Raw genomic sequence first — 25,946 nt, forward strand, 5'->3', positions numbered from 1 at the left:
TCTACACCTAAGCCTTCGTCGGCTGCGTCAGATGTGTATAAGAGACAGGTCCCTGGGGGCTCGATGGCGCCATCCATGGCGCCAACGGTCCTGCCAGCCCACACCGCCCCACCCCCGACAGTTTCCCGTTGACGGATGGACAGGCTTTGGTAGATCCACGCCATGCGTGGATAACGCGATCTAGTTCAGAAATTTCGAATTCAATTTCGCGAGCGTCCGCGTATGGCGTGGATCTACAGATCGCGGAGATCTGTCGGAGGCGGGGGGGGGGGGGGGGGGGGGGGGGGGGGGGGGGGGGGGGGGGGGGCGCGACGCCAAGAGACCGAATAAGGTGAACCGACCCCCCCCCCCCCACCCCCCCCCCCCCCCCGCCATTCCCAGGAAGCCCGCTGTTGCTTCGGCTGCTGCAGTTGCTTCTGCCTTGGCTTCGGCAGGTGCAGGGCGCAGCCCTGCCTCCACCCCTTCATGCTGCGCCGCAGAATGCATTTGGCAGAATCTGCATGCTCTACTTGAATCGATCTAAATCCGCGGTCACGTGGGTCTGGCGTCATTCCAGGGGGAGCTGCTGGCCGATGCAGGCGGGCACTCAGCGGAACGGTGCCGGAAGGCCCGGGCCGTCTGCCTCTGCGTCATCGACTACAGGAACCCGACATGCGTCCAGTGCCGTCCGCTCCCGCCGTCCCACCGTCCTCGCGCCCGCTGGTGCGGCTGGCCTGCCTGCTGGCCCTGTCGGCCATGCCGGTGCTGCTGCAGGCCGCGCCCGCCGCGTTGGAACGCGAGGTCAACACCTTCATCGGCAGCAAGGATGACGGCAACACCTTCCCGGGGGCGTCGGCACCGTTCGGCCTGATCCAGGTCAGCCCGATCGGCAGCCACTATTCGGGCTGGCGCTACGACGACGAGAAGATCCGCGGCTTCGGCCATTCGTTCCTGTCCGGTGCGGGCTGCTGGGAGCAGGGCGGCCAGGTGTCGATCCTGCCGGTGACCGGCAGCATCGGCCCCGGAGGCGACTTCGATACCGCCAATCCCAAGAAGTTCGACCACAAGGCGTACGCCTCGGCCTATACCCACGACGGTGAAATCGGCCAGGCCGGCTATTACAAGGTGCGGCTGACCAGCTACGGCGGCATCGACGCCGAAGCCACCGCGCGCACCCGTGCTGCGGCAGAGCGTTACACCTTCAGCCAGCGCGGCGGCGAGGGCCACGTGCTGGTCAACGTCGGCCAGGCCAACGAACGGCACTCGGTCATCGGCAGCGTGGTGGACGTGGTCGGCGACCGCGTGGTCGAAGGCAAACTGGTGACCAAGAGCTTCTGCGGCGGCCACCAGTACACCACCTGGTTCCGCGTCGAGTTCGACCGTCCGTTCAAGGCGCATGGCACCTGGGGCGAGGCCGGTGGCCTGCCCAATGCACGCCACAGCATGGAAGGCGAGCAGAAGCCGAACGGCGCCTGGCTCACCTTCGACCTCGCCAAGGGTCAGTCGGTCACCGCGGTGAGTGCGATCTCGCACGTGGATGCCGAAGGCGCACGCAACAACCTGCGCGCCGAGGGCATGCAGGGCAGCGCGCTGCTCGGTTTCGACAGGATGCGTTCGCTGTCCCAGCAGGCCTGGCGCGAGCAGCTGGCGCGGGTGCGCGTGCAGGGCGGCAACGGCGATGACCGCACCGTGTTCTACAGCGCGCTGTATCACGCGCTGCTGCAGCCGCTGACCGGCAGCGATGCCGATGGCCGCTACCGTGGCTATGACGACGGCATCCACCGTGCCGATGGCTGGACCTACTACGAGTACTTCTCGCTGTGGGATACCTATCGCGCGCAGAACCAGTGGCTGGCACTGACCCGTCCGGACGTGGCCCGCGATATCGGTCGCAGTCTGCTGGCGATCGACGAACAGGGCGGTTGGCTGCCGCGCTGGGGCTACGCCAATTTCGAGACCAACATCATGACCGGCGACCCGGTCACGCCCTTCATGGTCGACCTGTGGCGCTTCGGTGCGCTCAAGGGCCGCGAAGGGCAGGCGTGGGATGCGCTGCGCCGCAATGCTTTCGGCACGCCGCCGCTGAACTCGCGCGCCGCAGGTCGTTCCGGCAACCCGACTTACCTGGACAAGGGTTACGTGGTCTACGACCGTGCATTCCCGTCCAAGGGCATGGACGTCGATCCGCACCACGGTGGTTCGGCCACCCTGGAGTACGCGCTCGCCGACTGCGCGCTTTCGCAGATGGCCGATGGCCTGGGCCACGCGCAGGACGCGGCGACGCTGCGCGAGCGCGGCCGCAACTGGCGCAAGGTGTGGGACCCGCAGGTGCGTGATGCAGAAACCGGCTTCAGTGGTTTCCCGCGTCCGCGCACCGAGGATGGCCAGTGGTACACCCCGGCCGATGGCCACTACAGCCCGCGCTCGCACCATGGTTTCCATGAAGGCACGGCATGGCAGTACCAGTGGCTGGCGCAGCAGGATGTGCCGGGCCTGGTCGAGGCGATGGATGGTCGCGAGCAGGCCGGTCGGCGCCTGGACGCGTTCTTTGCGATGGATGCGCTGCAGGCCGATCCGCTCAACGCCGCGCGCCGTGAGTGGGTGGTCGGGCCTTACAGCTACTACAACCAGTTCCGTTACAACCCCAACAACGAGCCGGACCTGCATTCGCCCTGGCTGTACACGCTGATCGGCCAGCCGTGGAAGACCGCTGCGGTGGTACTTGCCGCGCAGCAGCTGTTCACCAATGCGCCCAACGGCGTGACCGGCAACGATGACCTCGGCACCATGTCGGCCTGGTACCTGTTCAGCGCCATCGGCGTGTACCCGGCGGTGCCGGGCAGCGGCGAGTTCCTGCTGCACACGCCGCGCTTTGCCAAGGTCGAGGTCGAGCTGGGCAATGGCCGCACCCTGCGTATCGATGCCCCGGGCGCCGATGGACGCCGCCTGCAGTACGTGCAGGGTGTCCAGGTTGATGGCAAGGCCCATGCGCCGGTGTGGCTGGGCTGGCAGCAGCTGCAGCAGGGCCCGAAGCTGAGCTTCGCGCTTGATGGGCAGGCGCCGACCGAAGGCTGGGGCACGGCGGTGAAGGATCTGCCGGTGTCCTGGTGCGCGGCACCGGGCAGCGTGCTGCGCTGATCCGGGCTGTGCCGTTCGAGGCAACCCAGCGAACGGCACGGCACGGCAGCACCGCTATCCATTAGTCTTGAGCATCCAGCGGAGTCCGGGAAGGCGATGAACGACAACGGCGACAGTTCCAGCAAGCGTTCCGGCAAGGCGGTGACGGTGACCGACATCGCCCGTGCCATCGGCGTTTCGCGTGCGACGGTGTCGCTGGTGCTGCGCGGCAGCCCGCTGGTCAACGTCGATACCCGCGCCCGGGTCGAGGCCGAGCTGCGCCGCCAGCGTTATGTCTACAACCGCGCCGCAGCGAACCTGCGGCGGCGGACGTCGTCCAGCATCGCCCTGGTCATCAACGATCTGTCCAACCCGTTCTTCGCAGAATTCGCATCCGGCGTGGACGAGGCGTTGGGCGGGCGCGGCTACGTGACCCTGCTGGGCAGCACCGGCGAATCACCTGAACGCCAGCAGGCGGTGCTGTCCACGCTGATGGAACACACCCCTGCGGGCCTGATCCTGTCGCCGGCCGAAGGCAGCGATGCCACGCTGCTGCGCCAGGCGCTGGGTGCCAATGCCAACGTGCTGTTGTTCAACCGCGAGCTGGAAGGCGCCGAGTGGGACTTCCTGACCCTGGACAACCAGCATGGCGCCTACCTGGCCACCCGCCACCTGATCGAACGCGGCCACCGCCAGATCGCGTTCTTTGGCGGCCATGCCGAATCCAGCTCCTGCCACCAGCGCCGTGCCGGCTTCCAGCAGGCCTTGGCGGAAGCGGGGCTGTCGCTGCCGCCGGGCTGGATGATCGAATCGGCGCCCAACCGGCTGGAAGCGGCGGCACGCACCGACGAACTGTTCGTCGACGGCCATCGCCCCAGCGCGGCCGTCTGCTACAACGACACCGTTGCGCTGGGCCTGATGCTGGGCCTGAACTCGCGCGGCATCCGCCCCGGCGGCGACTTCGCGGTGACCGGGTTCGATGATATTTCCGAGGCGTCGGTGGCCGTGCCGCCCCTCACCACCCTGACCGCCGACCCGCGCGAGCGTGGCCGGCAGGCGGCCGCACTGCTGCTGCAGCGACTGGACGAACCGGACGCGCCGCCACGGCGCACCGTCGCCCCGGTGCAGCTGCGCATCCGTGAAAGCAGTGCCGCACGGCCGAGCTGATCCTTTTCAACGCACACTCCTTCCACGCAACAACGACTTTCCGCGCATCGAGGCGCGAACCGCATGCCGATCTCCGCAACGCCCCGCCCATCGGGTTCCTCCAGCAGCCAGGCACCGGTCATGAATGCCCGTGCTGCTCTGGCGGTCGCCACCACCATCTTCTTCATGTGGGGCTTCCTGACCAGCCTCAACGACGTGCTGATCCCGCATCTGAAGGCGGTGTTCGAGCTGAACTACACCCGCGCGATGCTGGTGCAGTTCACCTTCTTCGGCGCGTACTTCCTGATGTCGGTGCCGGCGGGTCGGCTGGTGGCCCGTCTGGGCTACAAGAAGGGCATCATCGCGGGCCTGCTGATCGCAGGCGTGGGCGCGCTGGGCTTCTGGCCATCGGCCGCGCTGCGCACCTATGAAGCGTTCCTTGCTTCGCTGTTCGTGCTGGCCAGCGGCATCACCGTGCTGCAGGTCGCTGCCAATCCCTACGTCGCGCTGCTGGGCCCGGAACAGACCGCATCGAGCCGGCTGACCCTGGCGCAGGCGCTCAATTCGCTGGGCACCACGCTGGCACCCCTGTTTGGTGGCTTCCTGATCCTCAGCACTGCAGTGAAGAGCGGCGATGAGATCGGCGCGATGCCGGTGGCCGAGCAGATCGCCTACCGTGCTGCCGAGGCGCAGTCGGTGCAGGGGCCTTACGTGGGGCTGGCCATCGCGCTGGTGCTGCTGGCGGTGTTCGTCTACCTGTTCCGCCTGCCCAGTCTGACTGAATCGACGGAGCAGGCCGATAGCGGTCACCACACGCTGCTGGATGCCCTCAAGCACCCGCACGTGCTGTTCGGCGTGCTGGCCATCTTCTTCTATGTCGGCGCCGAAGTGTCCATCGGCAGCCTGATGGTGAACTACCTGGCGCTGCCGGAGATCGGCGGCATGACCGAACAGCAGGCCACCAACTACGTGTCGGCCTACTGGGGCTGCGCGATGGTCGGCCGTTTCGCCGGGGCGTGGTTGCTGGCCAAGTTCTCGCCGCGCCGCCTGCTGGCCGGTTTCGCGGTCGCCAATGTGGTGCTGCTGGCCGTGACGCTGGCGTCGGGCGGCAAGGTCGCGCTGTACGGCATCGTGGCGACCGGTCTGTTCAACTCCATCATGTTCCCGACCATCTTCTCGCTGGCCATCGAACGCCTGGGGCCGCTGACCAACAAGGCCTCCAGCCTGCTGATCATGGCCATCGTCGGCGGCGCGATCATCCCGCTGCTGCAGGGCATGCTGGCCGACCGCATCGGCCTGCACCTGAGCTTCGTGCTGCCGGTGATCTGCTACGTCTACATCATCTTCTACGGTCTGGTGGGCTCGCGCCCGCCGGCTGTCCGCACGCAGGGAGGCTGAGTCGGAAATGGGTGCCATTGTCTGCTTCGGCGAAATTTTGATCGATCTACTAGCGCAGCCACCGGCTTCGGCCGACACCCCTCGTGCGTTCCTGCAGTACGCCGGCGGCGCACCGGCGAACGTTGCCGTGGCCGCGGCACGGCTCGGTGCGAAGACCCAGTTCGTGGGCACGCTCGGTCGCGACATGTTCGGCGACTTCCTGGCCGAGAGCCTGGCCGGGCACGGTGTGGGCACCGATTACATCGTGCGTACCGATGCGGCCAAGACCGCGCTGGCGTTTGTGGCGCTGGATGCAGCAGGTGAGCGCAGTTTCAGCTTCTACCGCCCGCCGGCTGCCGACCTGCTGTTCCGTGACAGCGACTTCAAGGCCGCCTGCTTCGATGGCGCACAGTGTTTCCACGTCTGTTCCAACAGCCTGACCGAAGCGGCGATCGCCGAGGCAACCTTCGCCGGCATGGATCGCGCGCGCGCGGCAGGCGCGGTGGTCAGCCTGGACCTCAACCTGCGCCCGGCGCTGTGGCCGGCGAACGAGGACCCGACGCCGCGGCTGTGGCAGGCGCTGGAACGTGCCGACCTGGTCAAGTTGTCGCGTGAGGAGCTGGAGTACCTGGCCGCGCCGCTTGGCGATGACGGCGAGGCGCTGGTGCTGCGCCGCCTGCTGGCCGCGCAGGCACGCTGGGTGATCGTGACCGATGGTGCAGCAACGCTGCACTGGCACACCCGGCAGACGCAGGGCAAGGTCACCAGCTTCCGCGTCGCCACGGTCGATACCACCGCTGCAGGCGACGCGTTCGTCGGTGGCGTGCTGGTCGGCCTGCTGCAGCGGGGCGGCGCCGGTGCCGGCTTTGCCGCGTTCTGCCAGGACCCGCAGGCCATCGACGCCACGCTGCGCTTCGGTGCGGCCGTGGGTGCCCTGGCGGTAACCCGCAAGGGCGCGTTCGCCGCCATGCCCTCGCTTGATGAAGTGCAGCAGCTGCTGCAGACACAGGACATCCCCGCATGAGCACTTCGCCCGACTTCCGTTCGCCGGACTTCCTGCGCGCGCACATCGCCGACACGATGGCGTTCTATCACCCGCGCTGCATCGATCCCGATGGCGGTTTCTTCCACTACTTCCGTGACGACGGCAGCATCTACGATGCGGGCCACCGCCACCTGGTAAGCAGCACCCGGTTCGTCTTCAACTATGCGATGGCGTACCGCGAGTTCGGCAATGCCGAGTATCGCGATGCCGTCGAGCATGGCGTGCGGTACCTGCGCGAGGTGCATCGCAACCCGGTCACCGGCGGCTACGCCTGGACGTTGCGCGATGGCGTGGTCGAGGACGACATGAACCACTGCTACGGCGTGGCCTTCGTGCTGCTGGCCTACAGCTGCGCCTTGAAGGCTGGCATTGAAGAAGCCCGCACGTGGATGGATGAAACCTGGCAGCTGCTGCAGGCGCGCTTCTGGGAGGCCGACTTCGGCCTGTACCGCGACGAAGCCGATGGCCAGTGGAACTTCACCGGCTACCGCGGGCAGAACGCCAACATGCACATGTGCGAGGCGATGCTGGCCGCGTTCGAAGCCAGTGGCGAGCAGCGCTATCTCGAGCGCGCACTGCAGCTGGCCGACAACATGACCCGCCGCCAGGCCGCGAAGGCCGGTGGCTTGGTGTGGGAACACTACGATACGGAATGGAACATCGACTGGGACTACAACCTGGACGATCCCAAGCACCTGTTCCGGCCATGGGGCTTCCAGCCCGGCCACCAGACCGAGTGGGCCAAGCTGCTGCTGATCCTGGATCGGCACGTGCAGGCGGATTGGCTGGTACCCACCGCGCAGCACCTGTTCGATGTGGCCGTGGCCCGCAGCTGGGACGAGGCGCGCGGCGGTCTGTACTACGGGTTCGCGCCCGAGTCGCGCAGGCAGCCCGGCATGGACGGTGCGCCGATTGGCGGCGACAGCTTCGTCTGTGACGACGACAAGTATTTCTGGGTGCAGGCCGAAACGCTGGCGACGGCGGCCTTGATGGCCCAGCGCACCGGTGATGACCGCTACTGGCAGTGGTACGACCGGATCTGGGCGTACTCGTGGGAACACTTCGTCGACCATCAGTACGGCGCGTGGTTCCGCATCCTCGATGCCGACAACCGCAAGTACAGCGATGAAAAGAGCCCGGCCGGCAAAGTGGATTACCACACCATGGGCGCGTGCTACGAAGTGCTGAACGTGGTGCGTTGATGAGGGTACGCCGGACATGGTCCGGCGCTACCGCAGGACGGATTCACAGGTAGCGCCGGGCCATGCCGCGCCGCGCTTCGGTCCGGGCGCCGGGATGATGAACGCATCGCCATGCGCGCGGAGACGGCACCCGCTTTGGCCTTCAACAGAGAAACAGGAGCATCACGTGCATCGTTTTCCCCTCGTTGTCCGTCTGCTCCTGCTGCTGATCGCCGCTGCAACATTCCCTGCAACCGCAGCCCCGCTGCAGGCGCAATGGGAATTCCGCATGCTGCCGGGCGATGCGCAGGGTGCCGCCCATCCGGGCCTGCAGCAGTGGCGTGCTGCCGCGGTACCGGGCAGCGTGCATACCGACCTGCTGGCCCATGCGCTGATCCGCGATCCCTACGTCGGCGCCCCGGAAGCCGAGCTGCAATGGATCGGGCTGGCGGATTGGGAATACCGTGCGCGTTTCGATGTCGACGCCGCCACCCTGGCCAAGCCGAACGCCGAACTACGCTTCGACGGGCTCGATACCTATGCCGAAGTAAGACTCAACGGCAAGCCGCTGCTGCGTGCCGACAACGCCCACCGCACCTGGCGTACGCGCGTCGAGGGCCGCTTGCGTGCAAAAGGCAACGAACTCCAGATCGTGTTCCATTCGCCCATCCGCACCTTGCTGCCGGGCGTGCAGTCGATGCCGAACAGGATTGCCGGCAATTATCCATCACCCTATGGCGACGAACCCAAGGACGCGATGGTCGGCAATTTCGCGCGCAAGCCGGCCTATCACTTTGGGTGGGACTGGGGTCCGCGCTACGTGACTGCCGGTGTCTGGCGGGGTGTCGACCTGCAGGCCTGGGATACCCATCGCCTGACCGACCTGGCGGTGCGCACCGATGCGCTGGATGCAACGCAGGCCAAGCTGGCCGCGGTGCTGCAGGTGGAGCAGGGCGCTGCCACCGGTTCAACGGTGGTGGAGGTGTCGGTGCGCGATCCGGAAGGCCGCACGGTCGCGCGCGAGCAGCGTACGGTGGCGCTGGCGCCGGGCCAGAATGCCGTGGAGATTCCGATCGAACTGGCACAGCCGCGACGCTGGTGGCCGGTGGGGCACGGCGCGCAGGATCGCTACACGGTCAAGGCCAGGCTCGACGGTGGTGCCGATGCCGTTGCCGCCCGTGAACAGCGTATCGGCCTGCGTACGGTCGAACTGCGCCGCGAGAAGGACGACAGGGGCGGGCAGGGCTTTGCCTTCGTCATCAATGGCGTGCCTGTTTTCGCCAAGGGCGCGAATGTGATTCCGTTCGACGCCTTCCCGGCGCGCGTGGACGCCGCGCGCCTGCGCCAGGTGCTGGTGGCCGCACGCGATGCCAACATGAACATGCTGCGCAACTGGGGCGGCGGTTACTACGAGGACGATGCCTTCTTCGACATCGCCGACGAGCTGGGCCTGCTGGTCTGGCAGGACTTCATGTTCGGTGGCGGCATGCAGCCGGGCTACGACCCTGCCTTCCGGGCCAGCGTCGTGGCCGAGGCGCGTGACAACGTGCGTCGCCTGCGCCATCACCCCAGCATCGTAATGTGGTGTGGCAACAACGAAGAGGAAACCGCCTGGAAGGACTGGGGCCACGGTCGCGATCTGAAGGCGGCCGATCCGGCCTTCGCAGCGAAGGTCTGGCAGGGCTATGTCGACCTGTTCGGCAATGACCTGCGCCAGGTGGTCAGCGAGGAAGGCCTGGGTGTGCCGTACTGGTCCAGCTCGCCCAGCAACGATCTGGATGAGAAGGCCAACGATTCCACCCGTGGCGACAAGCACTACTGGCAGGTGTGGGGCAATCCGGCGTTGCCGGTGCAGGCCTATCTGCGCGAGACGCCACGCTTCATGTCCGAGTACGGCCTGCAGGCATGGCCGGCGGTGGCCACGGTCGACCAGATCGCCACCCGTGCCGAGCAGCGCATCGACAGCACGGTGATCCGCGCGCACCAGAAGTTCATGGCCGGCGAAGGCAACAGCCGCCTCCTGCACTACATCGAGATGGGCTACGGCACGCCGAAGGACTTCGAGGATTTCGTCTACCTGAGCCAGGTGATGCAGGCCGATGGAATCGCCCTGGCAGCACTGCATCATCGCGCGTCGCGGCCGTACACGATGGGCTCGCTGTACTGGCAGCTCAACGATGTCTGGCCGGGTGCGTCGTGGTCCAGCGTGGACTACTTCGGCCGCTGGAAGGCGCTGCATTTTGCCGCGCGGCGATTCTTCGCGCCGGTCACCGTGGCCGCGCTGCGCGACGAGGGACAGACCCGCGTACGCCTGATCAATGATGGTGCCGAAGGTGCCGCACGCTGGCGATTGCGGGTAATGGACATGCAGGGCAAGGTACTGCGCCGGCGCGAGCAGGCAGTGACGCTTGCACCGGCTGGCGTGACCGATATCGGTAGCTACAGCGATGCCGAACTGCTGGCGGGCGCCGACCCCGCACGCACCGTTGCGGTGTTCGAACTGCTGCAGGGGGGGCGGGTCAGTGCGCGTCAGGTGGTCGGCTTCGTCGAGGCCAAGGACCAGGTGCTGCCGCGGCAGCCGTTGCAGGCCACGCTTGCCATCGATGGCGATCACTATCGGTTGCAGCTGCGGAGCACCGCTTACGTACGCTCGGCCTGGATCGATTTCGGTGCGCTGGATGTACGGGTGGAAGACAATCTGCTGGATCTGCTGCCGGGCGAAACCCGTGATATCGCCGTGCGTGGCCCGGTGGATCTGGCCACCCTGCGCGAGGCCTTGAAGGTGAAGACCCTCAACGACCGTTGAGGGGTATTCCGCTTTGGTAGGTGCCAACCTTGGTTGGCACACCAGGAGCATGCCAACCAAGGTTGGCATCTACCCAAGACCGCGTCGGTAGCGCCGGGCCATGCCCGGCGAGCGCAGCAGATCGCGCTTACAACTGGATCTGCTGGAAATTCTCGACCCGCTTGTGACCGTTGGCGGCGGCGCCGATACGCGGCATCGCATAGTCGTCCAGACGGTCGATCAGGCGCGTCTGCAGGCCGGCCTCACGGGCGGCATCCAGTTCTTCCACCACATCGGACAGGAACAGGATCTCGCCCGCCGGCACGCCGATGGCCTGCACGATATGCCGATAGCTGTCCGCCTCGCGCTTGCCACCGACTTCGGTATCGAACCAGCCCGACACCAGCGGGCTGAGGTCGCCGGCATCGCTGAAACCGAAGAACAGTTTCTGCGCTGGCACCGAGCCGGAGGAGTACACATACAGCGGCAGCCCTGCGGCGTGCCAACCCTTCAACACCGGCGCCACTTCCGGATAGAAGTGCGCGGTGTAGTCGCCGCGGCGGTAGCCGGCATCCCAGATCAGGCCCTGCAGCGCCTTCAGCGCAGTGTGCTTGCGGTCCTGGTCGATCCAGCCCTGCAGCGTCTCGGCCACCAGGCTGTCCTGGCAGGCGCCGCCGATCTCGGTAGCCACCAGATCCAGCCAGCGACGCACCTCCGGTTGCTGGCCATACTCGGCCACGAAGCCGGGCAGCGCCTGGCGTGCGTAAGGGAACAGCACGTTCTTGACGAACGATATGCTGCTGGTGGTGCCTTCGATATCAGTCAGGATGACGCGGGGCTGCATGGATCAGGACGCCTGGGTCGGAATGTAACGGGGGAACTTCTGCGCGATGTCGGTGCCGGTGAAATGACCGACCCAGCCATCCGGCTCGGTGAAGAAGCGGATCGCCACGAAGCTCGGTTCATCACCCATGTCGAACCAGTGGGTGGTGCCGTCGGGCACGGCGATCAGGTCATCCTTCACGCATTCGATCTCGTACACCTTGTCGTCCACGTGCAGGGTGAACAGCCCGGAGCCGGCGACGAAGAAGCGCACCTCGTCTTCCTTGTGGAAGTGTTCGTCGAGGAACTTCTTCCGCAGTTCGGCGCGGTTCGGGTTGTCCGGGGCGATCGAGGCCACGTCCACGCTCTTGAAGCCGTGCTCGGCGACCAGGCGGTCGATGTCGGCGCGGTAGGCGGCGAACACCTCATCCTGGCTCGCGCCCGGGGCAACCGGTGCAGTGGCCTGCCAGCGTTCGAAGGTGACGCCGATCTTCTGCAGTTCGGCAGCGATGACCGCGCCGTCCTGGGTATCCAGCAGCGGTGCGTCGGGGCGGGTATCGTCGTAGATGCGCAGTCGGCTCATGGCGGCAGCTTGAACGTCTCGGGGGGAAGACAGGGTAGCAGGGAGATGGCGGGCGGCAGATTCCCGATTGGAATCTGCACCCCTGCCGGTATCAGCCGCGCAGCTTGCGCAGCTCCAGCTCGCAGTGCAGCAGGAACTCGAAGGCTTCCATGTGCCGGCGTGCCTCGGCCATGTCGCGGCCCCAAGCATACAGGCCGTGGCCATCGATCAGATAGCCCCACAGGGGCTGCGTGTCGAGCAGCGCGTCGACCTGCGCCGAAAGCACGTTCATGTCCTGGGTGTTGGCGAACACCGGGATGTCGATGGCCATTTCATGGGTGCTGTTGCCGGCGAAGGCCTTCAGCAGCTCGTAGCCTTCCACCCGGATGTGGCCCTGCGGCGCGTACAGGCGCGAGGCGATGGTCTGCACCGGCGAGTGGGTGTGCAGGACGCAGCCGACCTCGGAGAAGCGACGGTACAGCTGGGTGTGCAGCAGGGTTTCGGCGGACGGGCGCAGCGGGCGGCCGACGGCCTGGCCGTCGAAGTCCACCACCATGATGTCGTCCTCGATCAACCGACCCTTGTCCTTGCCGGACACGGTGATCGCGGCGTGGCGGTCATCCAGGCGGTGGGAGAAGTTGCTGCTGGTGGCCGGGGTCCAGCCGGCGTGGGCCAGTTCGCGGACGTTGTCGATCAGCAGCTGGGCCAGTTCGCTCAGGCGCGCGGTGTCGTAGGGGAAGGTGGGGGCGTTCATGGGAGCGATTTTACTGGATTCGGATCGTCGCTGGACCTGTGCAGCGGCGGCTGGCCTGCTGCGCGGGCAAAGCGCGGCAGTGTGTTGCCTCAGGGTCGGGAGGATTTGGATCGAGGCAGGCACAGCGCTGGCTGAATGGGGAAGAACGGCAGTTCAGTGGAAGCGATTCCGGTCGTGGACAGCTTTTGTGCTGCGAAACATCATCGGATTGCCGCAACTATTCTGGCGAGCGCCAAGGACAGGAGTAATTCGATGATCGCGCGCGCGATGGGGACAATGGGGGTGATCGGCATCGTGCTGGTCTGCAGCGGCTGCACGATGGAATGGGTAAGGATGGATGCGGGTGCGCGGCCATTCGGCCCCAGCCACTCAAGTTGCAGAGTCCAGGCTGGCGAGCACTGGCCGGTGAGAAACGAGGTGGCCACGCGCACCGTCTACGAGGACCGCAAGGTGCCCTGCAGGCTTGATGAAGTCTGCGCCATCGACGGCAAGTACAACCTGGTGCCGATGCCGAAAGAGGAGAGTTACATCGTGGACGTCAACGCGGCCGACCGCAGTAGCGAGTTCAACGGCTGCATGGCCGGTGCCGGCTGGCAGCAGCAGCTCATCTGGTTCAACCGCCGCTAGCCGAGGCCGGTACAGCGGACTACAGTTGCTCGACCGATTGCTACGAAACCGGAAGCGGCGCATTGACACCGCGATTTAGCAGGGAAAAGAAGATGAGGACGTGGATGCGAATGGCCGTTGTTGCGGGGCTTGCGCTGTTGACCGGCGGTTGTGCGACCGAATGGGTCCGCTTCAGTAATCATGCCGATCCACTGGATGAGTCACGGTGGCGCTGTAGGGCACAGGCCAACGAGAAGTGGCCGGAGAAGATGGAAGTTGCCGAGAGCACCGAGTATGTCGAAGTGCTGACGGTCTGCAAGCAGGGCGAGACCTGCGATGTGGACGGCAAGTACAAGAAGATGATGATGCCCAAGACCGAACGCTACACCTTGGACGTCAACGCCAAGGAAAATTACGAACACTTCATGGGCTGCATGGGTGGGGCCGGCTGGATACAGAAGACCATCTGGTTTGGTCGCAGATGATCATCCTGGGGAGCTTTTCTCGTTGGCAATGACCATCATCCACGCATGGCGTGGATCTACCGGACGCGCCGGGAGACTGCCGGGGGCGGGCAGGGGGAGGTTGCGGGGGCGTGAGCCGCACGGATGCGGCGACCGGGCTTACGAGGACGCACTTGCAGCGTCCCCCGCAATCTCACTCCTGCCCGCCAACCCAACAGGCCAGCTTTTGCCGTTGCTCCTGCTGCAGCGGGTGCAGGGCCGCAGGCCCCGCAATACAAAACCCCTTACTTCCCGCGCAAGCGACTGTGCCTGAAGCCATAGAAGAAATAGATCACGAAGCCGACGAACGTCCACACGCCCATCAGCATCCAGTTGTGCAGCGTCATCGCCGACAGCAGCGCCAGGCAGCTGATGACGCCCAGGCTGCAGACCAGCCAGGCGGCAGGGATGCGGAAAGGACGCGGCAGGTCAGGCTGGGTGCGGCGCAGGATCAGCACGCCCGCACACACGGCCGCGAACGCGATCAGCGTGCCCATCGAGGTCAGCTCACCAAGGATGTCCAGCGGGAACAGCGCTGCCAGCAGCGCGATGCCGATGCCGGTGATGACCGTGTTGATATGCGGCGTGCGGTACTTGGGATGGATCTTGGTGAACACCGGCGGCAACAAGCCGTCGCGGCCCATGATCATGAAGATGCGCGGCTGGCCGATGATCATCACCAGCACCACCGACGACAGGCCGATCAATGCACCGATCTCCACCACCCAGCGCAGCCAGCCCAGCTGCGGATGGGCCGCCACGGCGGTAACCACCGGCTCATCGGTGCCCAGCAGCTGGTACGGCACCAGCCCGGTCATGACCGCCGCCATCGCGATGTACAGCACGGTGCAGATGGCCAGCGACAGCATCATGCCGATCGGCATGTCGCGCTGCGGATTCTTCGACTCCTGTGCCGCCACCGAGACCGCCTCGAAGCCGATGTAGGCGAAGAACACCATCGCCGCGCCGCGCAGCACGCCTTCCATGCCGAACTTGCCGGGCCCTTCGTTGGCCGGGATGAACGGCGTCCAGTTGCTGGTGTCCATGTACTTCCAGCCAACCACGATGACCAGCACGATCAGCCCGGTCTTGAGGATGACCATGGCCATGTTCATCGCCGAGGACTTGCTGATGCCGACGTAGCACAGCCAGGTCAGCAGCAGCACAAGGATGGCGGCGGGGATGTTGGCGATCGCGCCGGTCGGGCGCAGCTGCGCATCCAGTGGCGCACTGACCAGTGCCGCCGGCAGATGGATGTCGAACTGGCTGAGCAGGCTGAGGAAATAGCCGGTCCAGCTGACCGCCACCGCCGAGGCCGAGACGCCGTACTCCAGCACCAGCATCCAGCCGATGAACCAGGCCGAGAGTTCGCCGAAGGTGGCATAGGTATAGGTGTAGGCGCTGCCGGAGACCGGCACCATCGAGGCGAACTCGGCATAGGCCAGTGCGCAGAATGCGCAGCAGATGGCGGCCAGCACGAACGACAGCATGATGGCCGGGCCGGCATGGTTGGCGGCGGCCTGGCCGGTGATGACGAAGATGCCGCCGCCGATCACCGCGCCGATGCCCAGTGCGGTCAGGCCCCAGGGGCCGAGATGGCGACGCAGGCTCAGGCCGTTGGCGTCTTCATGGGCGGCATGCGGGTGCTTGGTGGCCCAGAGTTGCTTGAGCATGTGTGGTGGTCTTGTCGAAGCGCGCCGCAACCGGCGCACGGGAGAAAGCGGACGGGCCGGCGCAGGGCCGGCCCGTAGGCGGATCAGGCGGACTTGGCCAGCTTGCTGTTGCGGATGCCGTAGCCCAGATAGATCAGCAGGCCCAGCACGGTCCAGCCGACGAACAGGTGCCAATGCACCACGAACGCCTGCCAGAACAGGAACAGGCAGGTGGCTGCGCCCAGCGGGCAGATGATCCACACCATCGGCACGCGGAACGGACGGTGCAGTTCGGGGCGGCTGTAGCGCAGCACCAGCACGCCGATGCAGACCGTGGCAAAGGCCAGCAGCGTGCCCATCGACACCAGCTCGCCCAGCACGTTCAGCGGCACCATGCCGGCCAGGGCCGCGGCGACCACGCCGACCACGATCGTGGCGACATAGGGCGTGCGGAAGCGCGCATGGACCTTGCCGAAGAACTTCGGCAGCAGGCCGTCGCGGGAAATGGTGTAGGCGATGCGGGTCTGGCCCATCATCATCACCAGCACCACCGAGGACAGGCCGGCGATGGCGCCGATCTCCACAGCGGTCTTCAGCCAGGCCAGCTGCGGGTAGCCTTCCAGCGCGGTGGCCACCGGCTTGTCGGTGCCCAGCAGGTGGTAGGGCATCATGCCGGTCAGCACCGCGCAGACGATGATGTAGACGATGGTGCACACCGCCAGCGAGCCAAGCAGGCCGATCGGCATGTTGCGCTGCGGGTCCTTGGTTTCACCGGCTGCAGTGGAGACCGCATCGAAGCCGATGTAGGCGAAGAACACGATGGTGGCTGCACGGAACACGCCACTCCAGCCGAATTCGCCGGACACGCCGGTATTCTGCGGAATGAAGGGCTGCCAGTTGGCCGGGTCGACATGCGCGGCACCGATGCCGATGAACAGGCAGATGACAGTGACCTTGATCGCCACGATGATCGCGTTGACGAACGCCGACTGGGTCACGCCCACGTACAGCAGGCCCGACACCGCAGCGACGATCAGCACCGCCGGCAGGTTGAACAGCTTGCCGGAGGCAACGAACTGGCCGCCTTCCCAGGCGATCGGTGCCGCGCTGAGGGCATCCGGGAAGGGCATGTGCAGCGTGGTGGTGATGAAGCTGATGAGATACGCCGACCAGCCGACGGCGACCGAGGCCGATGCGAACAGGTATTCCAGCACCAGGCACCAGCCGATGAACCAGGCCATGCCTTCGCCCAGCGTGGCGTAGGAGTACGAGTAGGCGCTGCCGGAGACCGGCATCATCGCCGCGAACTCGGCGTAGCACAGGCCGGCCAGCGCGCAGGCGAAGCCGGCGATCACGAACGACAGCATGACGGCGGGGCCGGCATGGTTGGCGGCCGCCTGGCCGGTCAGCACGAAGATACCTGCACCGATCACCGCACCCACGCCAAGCAGGATGAGGTGTTTCGCCGTGAGGGTCCGTTTCAACGTGGCTTCGCCATCCAGGCTGCCTTCGATGGGTTCGCCAGCATCGACGTGCCCGGCCGGTTCGACCGGCTTGACCCTCAACAGAGCTTTCAGCATGCAGTACTTCCCTAAAGATCGGTGGGTGGGGCCGGCGATGCGTTGCCGCCGGTCCTGATGTGGTGCGCCGCGCGGGCGGCCCGCTGTACCTTAGCCAAAGCTGAAGCCACCACACAAGCATCATCGCAACAATGAGGCGCGATAATGGACAGTATTTTCCCGAATGGCGCCCATTCATGAGCGAATCCGCTGAAACCCTTGCTGCACTAGATGGCAACCTGCGCACGCTGCTGCAGGAATACGCTGTCCACGCACCCAACCACGACGCCCTGGCTGCCGAATTCAGCACATTGATCGATGATGAGCAGGATGCGTTCCGCCGCGAGCGCCTGGCCGGCCATTTCACCGCCAGTTGCTGGCTGGTGAGCGCCGACGGCCAGCGCGTGCTGCTGACCCACCATCGCAAGCTGCAGCGCTGGTTGCAGCTGGGCGGGCACGCCGATGGCGATCGTGACCTGGCCAGGGTGGCGCTGAAGGAGGCAGAAGAGGAATCCGGGCTGGCTGGCCTGGTGCTGGAAGACCTGGCGATCTTCGACCTGGACAAGCACTGGATTCCCGAACGCAAGGACGTGCCAGGGCACTGGCATTACGACGTGCGTTTCGTGATCCGCGCCGTGGGAGGCGAAGCCTTCGTGCTCAGCGAAGAATCGCTGGAGCTGGCCTGGCGGCCGGTCGAAGAGGTGGCGGCCGACCCGGAATCGGACGAATCGATGCAGCGCATGGCGCGCCGGTGGTTGGCGCGTTGATGCATTCCGCCGGGCCATGCCCGGCGACGCCTCGGTCAATACAGGATGCGCGTGCGCAGGGTGCCCGGAATCGCGGCCAGTTCGTCGCGCACGGCGCTGGCCTGCTCCTCGCTGGCAGTGATGTCGATCACCACGTAGCCCACCTTCGGGTCGGTGCGCAGGAACTGGCCGTCGATGTTGACGTTGTGGCGCGAGAAGATCTCGTTGACCCTGGACAGCACGCCCGGCACGTTCTGGTGGATGTGCAGCAGGCGCAGGCTGTCAGCGTGCTCGGGCAGGGTCACTTCCGGGAAGTTGACCGCCGACAGGGTGCTGCCGTTGTCGCTGTAGCGCACCAGCTTGGCGGCCACTTCGATGCCGATGTTGTCCTGTGCCTCCAGCGTGCTGCCACCGACGTGCGGGGTCAGGATCACGTTGTCGTGACGGGTCAGCGGCGATTCGAAGATATCGCCATTGCCCTTGGGTTCGACCGGGAACACGTCCAGTGCCGCGCCGCCGATGTGGCCGCTGGCCAGTGCGGCGTCCAGCGCGTCGATGTCGACCACGGTGCCGCGTGCGGCGTTGATCAGGTGCGCGCCGCGGCGCATCTTCGCCAGTTCGGTGGCGCCGATCATCCACTGCGTGGACGGGGTTTCAGGCACGTGCAGGGTGACGATGTCGGCGCGCGCCAGCAGGTCATCCAGGCTGGCGGCCGCGCGGGCATTGCCCAGCGACAGCTTGGTTTCCACATCGTGGAAGATCACCTGCATGCCCAGCGATTCGGCCAGCACGCCGACCTGGGTGCCGATATGGCCGTAGCCGATGATGCCCAGGACCTTGCCGCGCACTTCGTGGCTGCCGCTGGCCGACTTCGACCAGCCGCCGCGATGGCACTCGGCATTCTTCTGCGGGATGCCGCGGGTCAGCATGATCGCTTCGGCAATCACCAGCTCGGCCACGCTGCGGGTGTTGGAGTAGGGCGCGTTGAACACCGGAATGCCGGCATGTTCGGCGGCGTCGAGGTCGACCTGGTTGGTGCCGATGCAGAAGCAGCCCACCGCCATCAGGCGCTTGGCCTCGGCCAGCACCTCGGCGCTGAGCTGGGTGCGCGAGCGGATGCCGACGATATGGGCTTCGGCGATGCGCGCCTTCAGTTCGTCTTCGGGCAGCGCCTTGGTGTGCGCTTCGATCTGGCTGTAGCCGGCCGCACTGAACACCTCCACGGCGGTCTGGCTGACCCCCTCCAGCAACAGCACGCGGATATCCTGCTTCGGGAACGAGGTCTTCTTCGGCGACATGGGGCAACACGGCCAGTGGGACAGGGGCTGACCACTATGCCAGATCGAGGCACGGATGGTGCAGTGCGCAAATGGTTGCATCTGAAGCCATTCCACGCGCTGCGGGGCTGGACGCTGGCGCCCGCCGCTGGCACGCTTGCCCGTTCTTCACGCACCGCGCTGGACCGTCATGACCGATTCCCGCATTGCCTCGCTGCAGCAGGCCTGTCCCGGCCTGAAGCTGAAGACCGATCCTGCCGACCTGGAGCACTACGGGCGCGACTGGACGCGGCGCTGGACACCGGCGCCGTTGGCGATCGCGCTGCCGGCCACGGTCGAAGAGGTGCAGGCGGTGATGCGCTGGAGTGCGGCGCAGGGTGTGGCCGTGGTGCCCTCGGGGGGGCGCACCGGCTTGTCCGGTGGCGCGGTGGCCGCGAACGGTGAGCTGGTGCTCAGCCTGGAACGGATGAGCAAGGCGCTGGCGTACGACGCGGTCGATCGCACCCTGGTGGTGCAGGCCGGCATGCCGTTGGAAGCCCTGCACAACGCAGCGCTGGAGCACGGCCTGATCTACCCGGTCGACTTCGCCGCGCGCGGTTCCTGCTCGATCGGCGGCAACATCGCCACCAATGCCGGCGGCATCCGCGTGATCCGCTACGGCAATACCCGCGAGTGGATCGCTGGGCTGAAGGTGGTCAGCGCCGATGGCGAACTGCTGGAGCTCAACAAGGGCCTGATCAAGAACTCCAGCGGCTATGACTTCCGCCAGCTGTTGATCGGCTCGGAAGGCACCCTGGGCGTGATCGTCGAGGCGACGGTGAAGCTGACCGACCCGCCGCCGGCCAGCAATGTGATGCTGCTGGCGTTGCCCAGTTTCGATGTGCTGATGCAGGTGTTTGCCGCCTTCCGTGCGCGCCTTCAGCTGCAGGCCTTCGAGTTCTTCACCGATCGTGCGCTGGCGCATGTACTGGCGCATGGCGCGCAGGCGCCGTTCGATGAGGTGCATCCTTACTATGTGGTGACCGAATTCGCGGCAGGCGATGAGGCGCAGGAAGCTGCTGCGATGGCGGCGTTCGAAGACTGCATGGGGAATGGCTGGGTCAGCGACGGCGTGATCAGCGCCAGCGACGCGCAGGCAGCGCAGCTGTGGCGCCTGCGCGAGGGCATCACCGAGGCGTTGGCACGCTACAAGCCCTACAAGAACGATGTCTCGGTGCGGATCTCGTCGATGCCGGCGTTCCTGGCCGAGACCCAGGCGCTGATCGGCGATGCCTACCCGCACTTCGACGTGGTCTGGTTCGGCCACATCGGCGACGGCAACCTGCACATCAACGTGCTCAAGCCCGATGCCACCAGCGATGCCGATTTCGTGGCGCAGTGCGAGCATGTGACCAAGCTGCTGGCGCAGGTGCTGGCCCGGTTCAACGGCAGCATCTCGGCCGAACATGGCATCGGCCTGGTCAAGAAGGGTTACTTGGACAGTACCCGTGGCGCGGCCGAGATCGCGCTGATGAAGGCGGTCAAGCACGCCTTCGATCCCCAAGGGCGGCTGAATCCCGGGAAAGTGTTCGACCTCTGACACAGGCAAAGACTTCACGCAGCCGCTACGCTCCACCCACCCAACTTTCGAAGCTCCGACAATGACCCGCCCAATTCTGCTGCTTGCCCTGTTGTCCCTGCCGCTGGCCGGCTTCGCGTCCAGTTTTGCCGGCACCTCGGCCGGTTCGGCCACGGGCGCGTCGTCGGGTTCTTCGGGCAGCAGCTCGGGCGATGACAAGGTGGTGCTGGCTGCACGTGATGATGCCGCTGCGTTCGTCGCCAGCGACGGCCAGATCCGCGGTGCGCGCCTGCAGGCTGCGCTGGTGCACCTGCGCGAGCAGAACCAGGTCGCGCAGCAGCAGAGCGACCTGGAACTGGCCCGCGCGCTGCTGGCGCGTTGATCGCCCATCCGGGCAGGGCCTGCCGCTGATCGGCAATCTCATGAAATCCGTGCGGAACGCAGCCAGGCATGGCCTGGCTCTACTGCTGGCGGTTCCTGCCGCACATGCCAGCGACCGTCTGCAACTGGATCCCGATGGGCTGACCCCAGGCCAGCAACAGCTCGCCCGGCAAATCCTGGCCGATGTGCAGGCGTTGCTGCCCGATGGCCTGCTCGGTGCATTGCCCGCGCTGGTACAGGTGGCCTGGCGCGATGACCTGCCGGCCGATGTGCACGGCAGGGCGTTGGCCGGGCGTATCGCCCTGCGCCGCGACCTGCTGGACGATGGCATGCCCGGTGCACGACGCGCGCGCCGCAGTGCGCTGGTGCACGAACTGACCCACGTGGCTGACCGCCACAGCACGCACTGGTCGCGCAGTGCGCGCTGGCGCGATCTTGCCGGCTGGCAGCGCAGGCCCTGGCATCTGGGCCGTGGCGACAACGCGTTCGCTGATCGCAGCCCCGATGCCTATGAACTGAAGAGCCCCGCCGAATACCTGGCGGTGAACGCCGAGCATTTCGTGCTGGATGCCGAGTTCGCTTGCCGCCGCCCGGCATTGGCGCAGTGGTACCGGACGCATTTCGGAACGCCACCGTCGCTGCCGCAACCACAATGCGGTTCGTCGATGCCGTTGCTGCAGGCGGAGTCGGAGGAAGGTGCGGCTTCGCTGCTGCAACTGGACCCGGCGCGGGTCTATGCGGTGGACTATCTGTTTGCCGAAGGCAGCGCACAGCCGATGAGCCGCTGGGGCCACAGCATGCTGCGGCTGGTGATCTGCCGGCCCGGCCGCGCGGTGGGGCCGGACTGCCGGTTGGATCTTGAGCATCACCGTGTGCTGTCGTTCCGCGCATTCGTGGGTGACGTGCAGATATCCAACTGGCGCGGCCTCACCGGGGGATATCCCTCGCGGCTGTTCGTGCTGCCGCTGCAGCAGGTGGTGGACGAGTACACCAAGGTCGAACTGCGCGGCCTGCAATCGCTGCCGTTGCAGCTGCAGCCCGGCGAGATCGCCAGCCTGCTTGAACGTACCGCGCAGGTGCATTGGAGCTACGACGGCCGTTACTACTTTGTCAGCAACAACTGCGCTGTGGAGACCGCCAAGCTGCTGCAGGCCGGGGTTCCCCGCCTGGGCGCAGCCGGTCTGGCGCAGTTGAGCCCGCGCGGGTTGCGGCGCCGCCTGGCACGCCTGCATGCGCTTGACCAGAGCGTGCTTGCCGATCGCAGCAATGCGCAGGCCCAAGGCTATTACTTCGCATCGGCGCGGGATCACTACGCGCAGCTGTTCACGGTGGCAACCACCCAGCTGGCGCTGCCTGCGCGCAACGTGGGTGCGTGGCTGAAGCTGCCGGCGCGGCAGCGCACGCCCTGGCTGCAGCAGGGCGATGTGCGTGCCAGCGCCGGCCTGTTGCTGCTTGAGCAGGCCGCCCAGCGCCGCGCCGAACTGCGCGCGCGCGATGCCCTGAAGCGACGCCTGCTGGCCGACCCGGACAGCGCCGGCGCCCGCAGTCTGAAGGGGTTGCTTGAACAGAGCGGGCAGTGGTTGCGTCCTGCGGAACTATTGGCAGACGGCGGCTACGGCCTGCCTTCTGCAGAAGAACAGGCCAGCGTTGCAGCGGCCGCCACTGCCGCGAGCACACAGGCCGTACCCGCCTGGCAGGCACTGCGCCAGCAGCTGCGCGCACAGTTGCCGCCGGCACAGCGCCGCGAGCTGGATGATATCGATGCCAACCTTGCCGCATTGGGCGAGCGCGTCCGCCAACAGGCGGCGGCCACACCTGCTACTGGCGCGGCAGTTCGATGACGAAACGACTGCCACCTGCAGCGCCGGGCGTGCAGTAGACCTGGCCACCATGGGCATCGGCGATCGCCTTGACCACGGCCAGGCCAAGCCCGCTGCCACCGCCCTGGCGCGAGCGTGAGCCGTCGCCCCGCATGAACGGGTTGAAGATGTCCGCATGCAGGGCCGGGTCGATTCCCGGGCCTTCGTCTTCGATCGACACCTGCACATGCGCCGGGGTGTCATGCACGGCGATGCGCACCTTGCCCGCATTTGCGTAACGGCGCGCGTTCTCCAGCAGCGCCAGCAGGGCCTGCCGCAGCCGCGTCGGGTCGCAATGTGCGGGATGCTCTTCGCGGCTGGTTTCCAGTTCCAGTACGAAACCCGCTGAACGGAACGCAGGATCGACCAGGGTCATCACCGAGTGCACTTCGGCCACCACGTCGGTGCGCGCGCGTCGCACGTCCAGGCGAGCGTTGTCGGCCAGGCTCAGCACGCGCAGGTCCTCGATCAGCCGCGACAATCCCTCGACCTGCGCCAGCAGGCTGCGGAACTGTGATTCGTGGGGCTGGAACACGCCTTCGGCCAACCCCTGCAGGCGGCCACGCAGGATCGTCACCGGCGTGCGCAGTTCGTGGGCGATGGCGGCGTGCCACATCACCCGTTCGCTTTCCATCTGCTGCAGCCGGCGCGCCATCGCGTTGAAGTCGTCCACCAGCGCCGCCACTTCGCCGGGCGAGTTGGCTTCAGCGGTGGCGCGTGCGCCAAGATCGCCGCTGGCCAGCGCACGCACGCTGTCCACCAGCGAGTTGAGCGGCGACAGGATGCGGTGTGCCAGGCGGAACGAGGCGGCAATCGCCAGCGCCAGGCCGGTCAGGATCACGCCCACCATCCACGCCAGCTCCGGCCCGGTGGGCAGCCAGCCCTCCGGCTCGGCCGCGCTGGCGGGGAAGAACTCGATCAGCACCGCATACAGCAGCCACGAAGACAGGATCATCATGACGATGACGCCGATCACCATCAGCGACATCGACACGATGATGTGCCGGCTGAGCCCGGAGCGGCGCATCAGCGGTCGGCCATCAGCCGGTAACCGACGCCGCGTACGCTGGCTGGAATGTGGGTGACACCCACCTCGTCCAGTTTGCGCCGCAGCTTGCTGACGTGGCTGTCCACGGTGCGTTCCAGTGCTTCGCTTTCCGGCAGGCACTCATGCATCAACTCGCTGCGGCTGAAGATGCGCGAAGGCGCCAGGGCCATGCAGTGCAGCAGCTTGAATTCGGTCAGCGTCAGCAGCAGTTCGTGGCTGTAGCCTTCGCCTTCAACATGCACGGCGTGGGTGGCGGTATCGATCAGCAGCGGCCCCACGCGCAGGGCGCTGGGCGCGTCCACGCGCGTGCTGCGCAGCGTGCGTCGCAGCACAGCGCGCACGCGCGCAGCCACTTCGGCCGGATTGAACGGCTTGACCACATAGTCGTCGGCGCCCATCCGCAAGGCGGTCAGCTTGTCCAGGTCCTGGTCCAGCGCGGTCAGCATGATGACCGGTGTTTCGCCGCGCTGGCGCAGCTGGGTCAGCACGCTCCAGCCATCCAGCCGCGGCAGCTGCACATCCAGCAGCACCAGGTCCGGGCGCATGCTGCGGTGCAGGTCCAGCGCGGCCTGGCCATCGGCCGCACGCAGGGTGCGCAGGCCCTCGCGTTCAAGGTAGGCGGTGAGGATGTCGGCGATCTCTGCTTCGTCCTCGACGATCAGGACCAGCGCCGCGAGGGCAGGGGAGGCGTGCATGACGGGGCAGAAGGCCGGAAGGTGCTTGCCCTCCATCGTATCTCCACAGTTCCTCCATCGAAACCCCATCATCGCCACGCACACTGCCCGCTTCATGATTCGTCAGCCGCGTCTGCGGCACTGTGCACAGCAATGAGAACCTTCAGGACACCGGTCGCGCTGGTCGCGACCCTCGCCTTCGCCCTGGCCATGACGGCCTGCTCCGCTCCGGAACCCACCGTCGAAACCGCGCCGCGTGTCAGCGTGGTTACCGTGGGCCCGCAGGTGGTGCAGCGCGACGATGAACTGCCGGGCCGGGTGGCGGCGGTACGCACCGCGCAGATCCGTGCACAGGTCGGCGGCATCGTGCAGCGCCGGATGTTCGACCAGGGTGCGGAAGTGCACGCTGGGCAGCCGCTGTTCCAGATCGATCCGGCGGCCTTCCGTGCCGATGTTGATTCGGCACTGGCGGCCCTGCAGCGCAGTGAGGCGGCGTTGGGCCGCAGTCAGCTGCAGTCGCAGCGCCTGCAGGCATTGGCTGCCGCCCAGGCGGTCAGCCAGCAGCACCGCGACGATGCCAGCGCCGAGCATGCGCAGGCGCGGGCGGCGGTCAACGAAGCACGCGCGATCCTGGCGCGGCGCCAGCTCGACCTGCGCTATGCCACCGTCAGCGCGCCGATCGATGGCCGCATCGACCAGGCACTGGTGACCGAAGGCGCGCTGGTCGGGGTGGCCGATGCCGAACCGATGGCGGTGGTGCAGCAGATCGACCAGGTCTATGTGGACGTGCGCCAGCCGGCCTCGCAGCTGCAGGCGCTGCAGCGCAGCGCCGTGGATGGCGAACTGCCGGTGACGATTGTCGGTGCGGCCGGCACTGTGTTGCCCGAGCGTGGCCGGCTGCTGTTTTCCGGTGTCAACGTGGATGCGCGCACCGGTGACGTGATCCTGCGGATACTGGTGGACAACCCCGGGCGGCAGCTGTTGCCGGGCATGTACGTGCGTGCGCGGGTGCCGCGTGGTGCTCCGGCCAGTGCCCTGCTGCTGCCGCAGCAGGCGGTGCTGCGCAGTGCCGGCGGGCAGGCCTATGCCTGGGTGATCGCCGCCGACGGCAAGGCGGTGATCCGCACGCTCGAGGTCGACGGCAGCGTCAATCGCCAATGGCTGGTGCGGCACGGCCTGAAGGCCGGCGAAAAGGTGGTGGTGGAAGGCCAGGAGCGCCTGCAGGAAGGCGTGCTGGTCGACCCGCGCGACTGGCACATGCCGGTTGCCAGCGCCACCGCCGGCGCCGCCGTGAACAGCCAGGGCTGAGCCCTTC

Annotated in this window: 21 protein-coding genes; 13 read left to right on the top strand and 8 right to left on the bottom strand. The window is 66.6% G+C overall.

What is annotated here, in order from left to right:
- Positions 1-651 precede the first annotated feature (651 nt).
- The 6 genes from ACVOLJ_RS13270 (at position 652) to ACVOLJ_RS13295 (ending at position 10,651) form a co-directional block, all read left to right on the top strand.
- Entirely contained in the window at positions 652-3,117 is a 2,466-nt protein-coding gene (locus tag ACVOLJ_RS13270; protein ID WP_481564301.1) for a GH92 family glycosyl hydrolase, read from the top strand.
- A gap of 96 nt (positions 3,118-3,213) precedes the next feature.
- Positions 3,214-4,263, top strand: a complete 1,050-nt coding sequence (locus ACVOLJ_RS13275) for a LacI family DNA-binding transcriptional regulator (RefSeq protein WP_475279805.1) — start codon at positions 3,214-3,216, stop codon at positions 4,261-4,263.
- 120 nt (positions 4,264-4,383) lie between these two features.
- The gene (gene fucP / locus ACVOLJ_RS13280; protein WP_475279806.1) at positions 4,384-5,640 is read left to right on the top strand and encodes an L-fucose:H+ symporter permease; all 1,257 of its coding nucleotides are present in this window, start codon (positions 4,384-4,386) and stop codon (positions 5,638-5,640) included.
- 7 nt (positions 5,641-5,647) lie between these two features.
- Positions 5,648-6,643 carry a carbohydrate kinase family protein gene (locus ACVOLJ_RS13285; protein ID WP_481564302.1) on the top strand — a complete coding sequence of 332 codons (996 nt, stop codon included), beginning with the start codon at positions 5,648-5,650 and terminating at the stop codon, positions 6,641-6,643.
- Positions 6,640-7,866, top strand: coding sequence for an AGE family epimerase/isomerase (locus ACVOLJ_RS13290; RefSeq protein WP_481564303.1), 1,227 nt, complete (start codon positions 6,640-6,642; stop codon positions 7,864-7,866). Before ACVOLJ_RS13285 ends, ACVOLJ_RS13290 begins: the two co-directional genes overlap by 4 nt.
- Before the next feature lie 166 nt (positions 7,867-8,032).
- Positions 8,033-10,651, top strand: a complete 2,619-nt coding sequence (locus tag ACVOLJ_RS13295) for a beta-mannosidase (protein WP_481564304.1) — start codon at positions 8,033-8,035, stop codon at positions 10,649-10,651.
- Between the two features lie 127 nt (positions 10,652-10,778).
- Here ACVOLJ_RS13295 and mtnC read toward each other — a convergent pair whose 3' ends face one another.
- The 3 genes from mtnC to ACVOLJ_RS13310 all read right to left on the bottom strand — a co-directional run bounded on the left by mtnC (position 10,779) and on the right by ACVOLJ_RS13310 (position 12,768).
- Complete coding sequence (gene mtnC, locus ACVOLJ_RS13300) at positions 10,779-11,474, bottom strand: acireductone synthase (protein ID WP_481564305.1); 696 nt, start codon at positions 11,472-11,474, stop codon at positions 10,779-10,781.
- A gap of 3 nt (positions 11,475-11,477) precedes the next feature.
- Positions 11,478-12,035: a 1,2-dihydroxy-3-keto-5-methylthiopentene dioxygenase gene (locus ACVOLJ_RS13305; RefSeq protein ID WP_475279811.1), complete on the bottom strand. Its 558-nt coding sequence runs from the start codon at positions 12,033-12,035 to the stop codon at positions 11,478-11,480.
- Positions 12,036-12,126: 91 nt separating this feature from the next.
- Positions 12,127-12,768: a methylthioribulose 1-phosphate dehydratase gene (locus ACVOLJ_RS13310; RefSeq protein ID WP_481564306.1), complete on the bottom strand. Its 642-nt coding sequence runs from the start codon at positions 12,766-12,768 to the stop codon at positions 12,127-12,129.
- A 156-nt stretch (positions 12,769-12,924) separates the two neighbouring features.
- On the opposite strand from ACVOLJ_RS13310, the gene ACVOLJ_RS13315 reads away from it, so the two are divergent.
- Positions 12,925-13,395, top strand: coding sequence for a hypothetical protein (locus ACVOLJ_RS13315; protein ID WP_481564307.1), 471 nt, complete (start codon positions 12,925-12,927; stop codon positions 13,393-13,395).
- A gap of 110 nt (positions 13,396-13,505) precedes the next feature.
- On the top strand, positions 13,506-13,859 hold the full coding sequence (locus ACVOLJ_RS13320; protein WP_481564308.1) for a hypothetical protein: 354 nt from the start codon (positions 13,506-13,508) through the stop codon (positions 13,857-13,859).
- A gap of 263 nt (positions 13,860-14,122) precedes the next feature.
- On the opposite strand, the gene ACVOLJ_RS13325 is transcribed toward ACVOLJ_RS13320, so the two are convergent.
- Together ACVOLJ_RS13325 and ACVOLJ_RS13330 are read right to left on the bottom strand one after the other, a co-directional pair.
- Complete coding sequence (locus ACVOLJ_RS13325; RefSeq protein WP_475279813.1) at positions 14,123-15,550, bottom strand: amino acid permease; 1,428 nt, start codon at positions 15,548-15,550, stop codon at positions 14,123-14,125.
- A gap of 83 nt (positions 15,551-15,633) precedes the next feature.
- The gene (locus ACVOLJ_RS13330) at positions 15,634-17,109 is read right to left on the bottom strand and encodes an amino acid permease (protein WP_475279814.1); all 1,476 of its coding nucleotides are present in this window, start codon (positions 17,107-17,109) and stop codon (positions 15,634-15,636) included.
- Positions 17,110-17,240: 131 nt separating this feature from the next.
- Between ACVOLJ_RS13330 and ACVOLJ_RS13335 the strand changes: the two genes are divergently transcribed.
- Entirely contained in the window at positions 17,241-17,855 is a 615-nt protein-coding gene (locus ACVOLJ_RS13335) for an NUDIX hydrolase (protein WP_475279815.1), read from the top strand.
- A 35-nt stretch (positions 17,856-17,890) separates the two neighbouring features.
- Here the strand turns inward: ACVOLJ_RS13335 and serA are convergent, their stop codons facing one another.
- Complete coding sequence (gene serA, locus ACVOLJ_RS13340) at positions 17,891-19,132, bottom strand: phosphoglycerate dehydrogenase (protein WP_475279816.1); 1,242 nt, start codon at positions 19,130-19,132, stop codon at positions 17,891-17,893.
- Between the two features lie 169 nt (positions 19,133-19,301).
- Between serA and ACVOLJ_RS13345 the strand changes: the two genes are divergently transcribed.
- The 3 genes from ACVOLJ_RS13345 (at position 19,302) to ACVOLJ_RS13355 (ending at position 22,891) form a co-directional block, all read left to right on the top strand.
- Positions 19,302-20,690 (top strand): FAD-binding oxidoreductase, encoded by a 1,389-nt coding sequence (locus tag ACVOLJ_RS13345; RefSeq protein WP_481564309.1) that lies wholly within the window; start codon positions 19,302-19,304, stop codon positions 20,688-20,690.
- Positions 20,691-20,751: 61 nt separating this feature from the next.
- On the top strand, positions 20,752-21,051 hold the full coding sequence (locus tag ACVOLJ_RS13350; protein ID WP_475279818.1) for a DUF2388 domain-containing protein: 300 nt from the start codon (positions 20,752-20,754) through the stop codon (positions 21,049-21,051).
- Positions 21,052-21,091: 40 nt separating this feature from the next.
- The gene (locus ACVOLJ_RS13355; protein ID WP_481564310.1) at positions 21,092-22,891 is read left to right on the top strand and encodes a DUF7844 domain-containing protein; all 1,800 of its coding nucleotides are present in this window, start codon (positions 21,092-21,094) and stop codon (positions 22,889-22,891) included.
- On the opposite strand, the gene ACVOLJ_RS13360 is transcribed toward ACVOLJ_RS13355, so the two are convergent.
- On the bottom strand, positions 22,869-23,936 hold the full coding sequence (locus tag ACVOLJ_RS13360; protein ID WP_475279820.1) for an ATP-binding protein: 1,068 nt from the start codon (positions 23,934-23,936) through the stop codon (positions 22,869-22,871). The genes ACVOLJ_RS13355 and ACVOLJ_RS13360 overlap by 23 nt on opposite strands.
- Positions 23,936-24,652: a response regulator gene (locus tag ACVOLJ_RS13365; protein ID WP_475279821.1), complete on the bottom strand. Its 717-nt coding sequence runs from the start codon at positions 24,650-24,652 to the stop codon at positions 23,936-23,938. Before ACVOLJ_RS13365 ends, ACVOLJ_RS13360 begins: the two co-directional genes overlap by 1 nt.
- 132 nt (positions 24,653-24,784) lie before the next feature.
- On the opposite strand from ACVOLJ_RS13365, the gene ACVOLJ_RS13370 reads away from it, so the two are divergent.
- Entirely contained in the window at positions 24,785-25,939 is a 1,155-nt protein-coding gene (locus tag ACVOLJ_RS13370) for an efflux RND transporter periplasmic adaptor subunit (protein ID WP_475279822.1), read from the top strand.
- The last annotated feature ends 7 nt before the right edge of the window (positions 25,940-25,946 follow it).

The sequence above is a fragment of the Stenotrophomonas sp. STEN046 genome, from assembly GCF_056759755.1.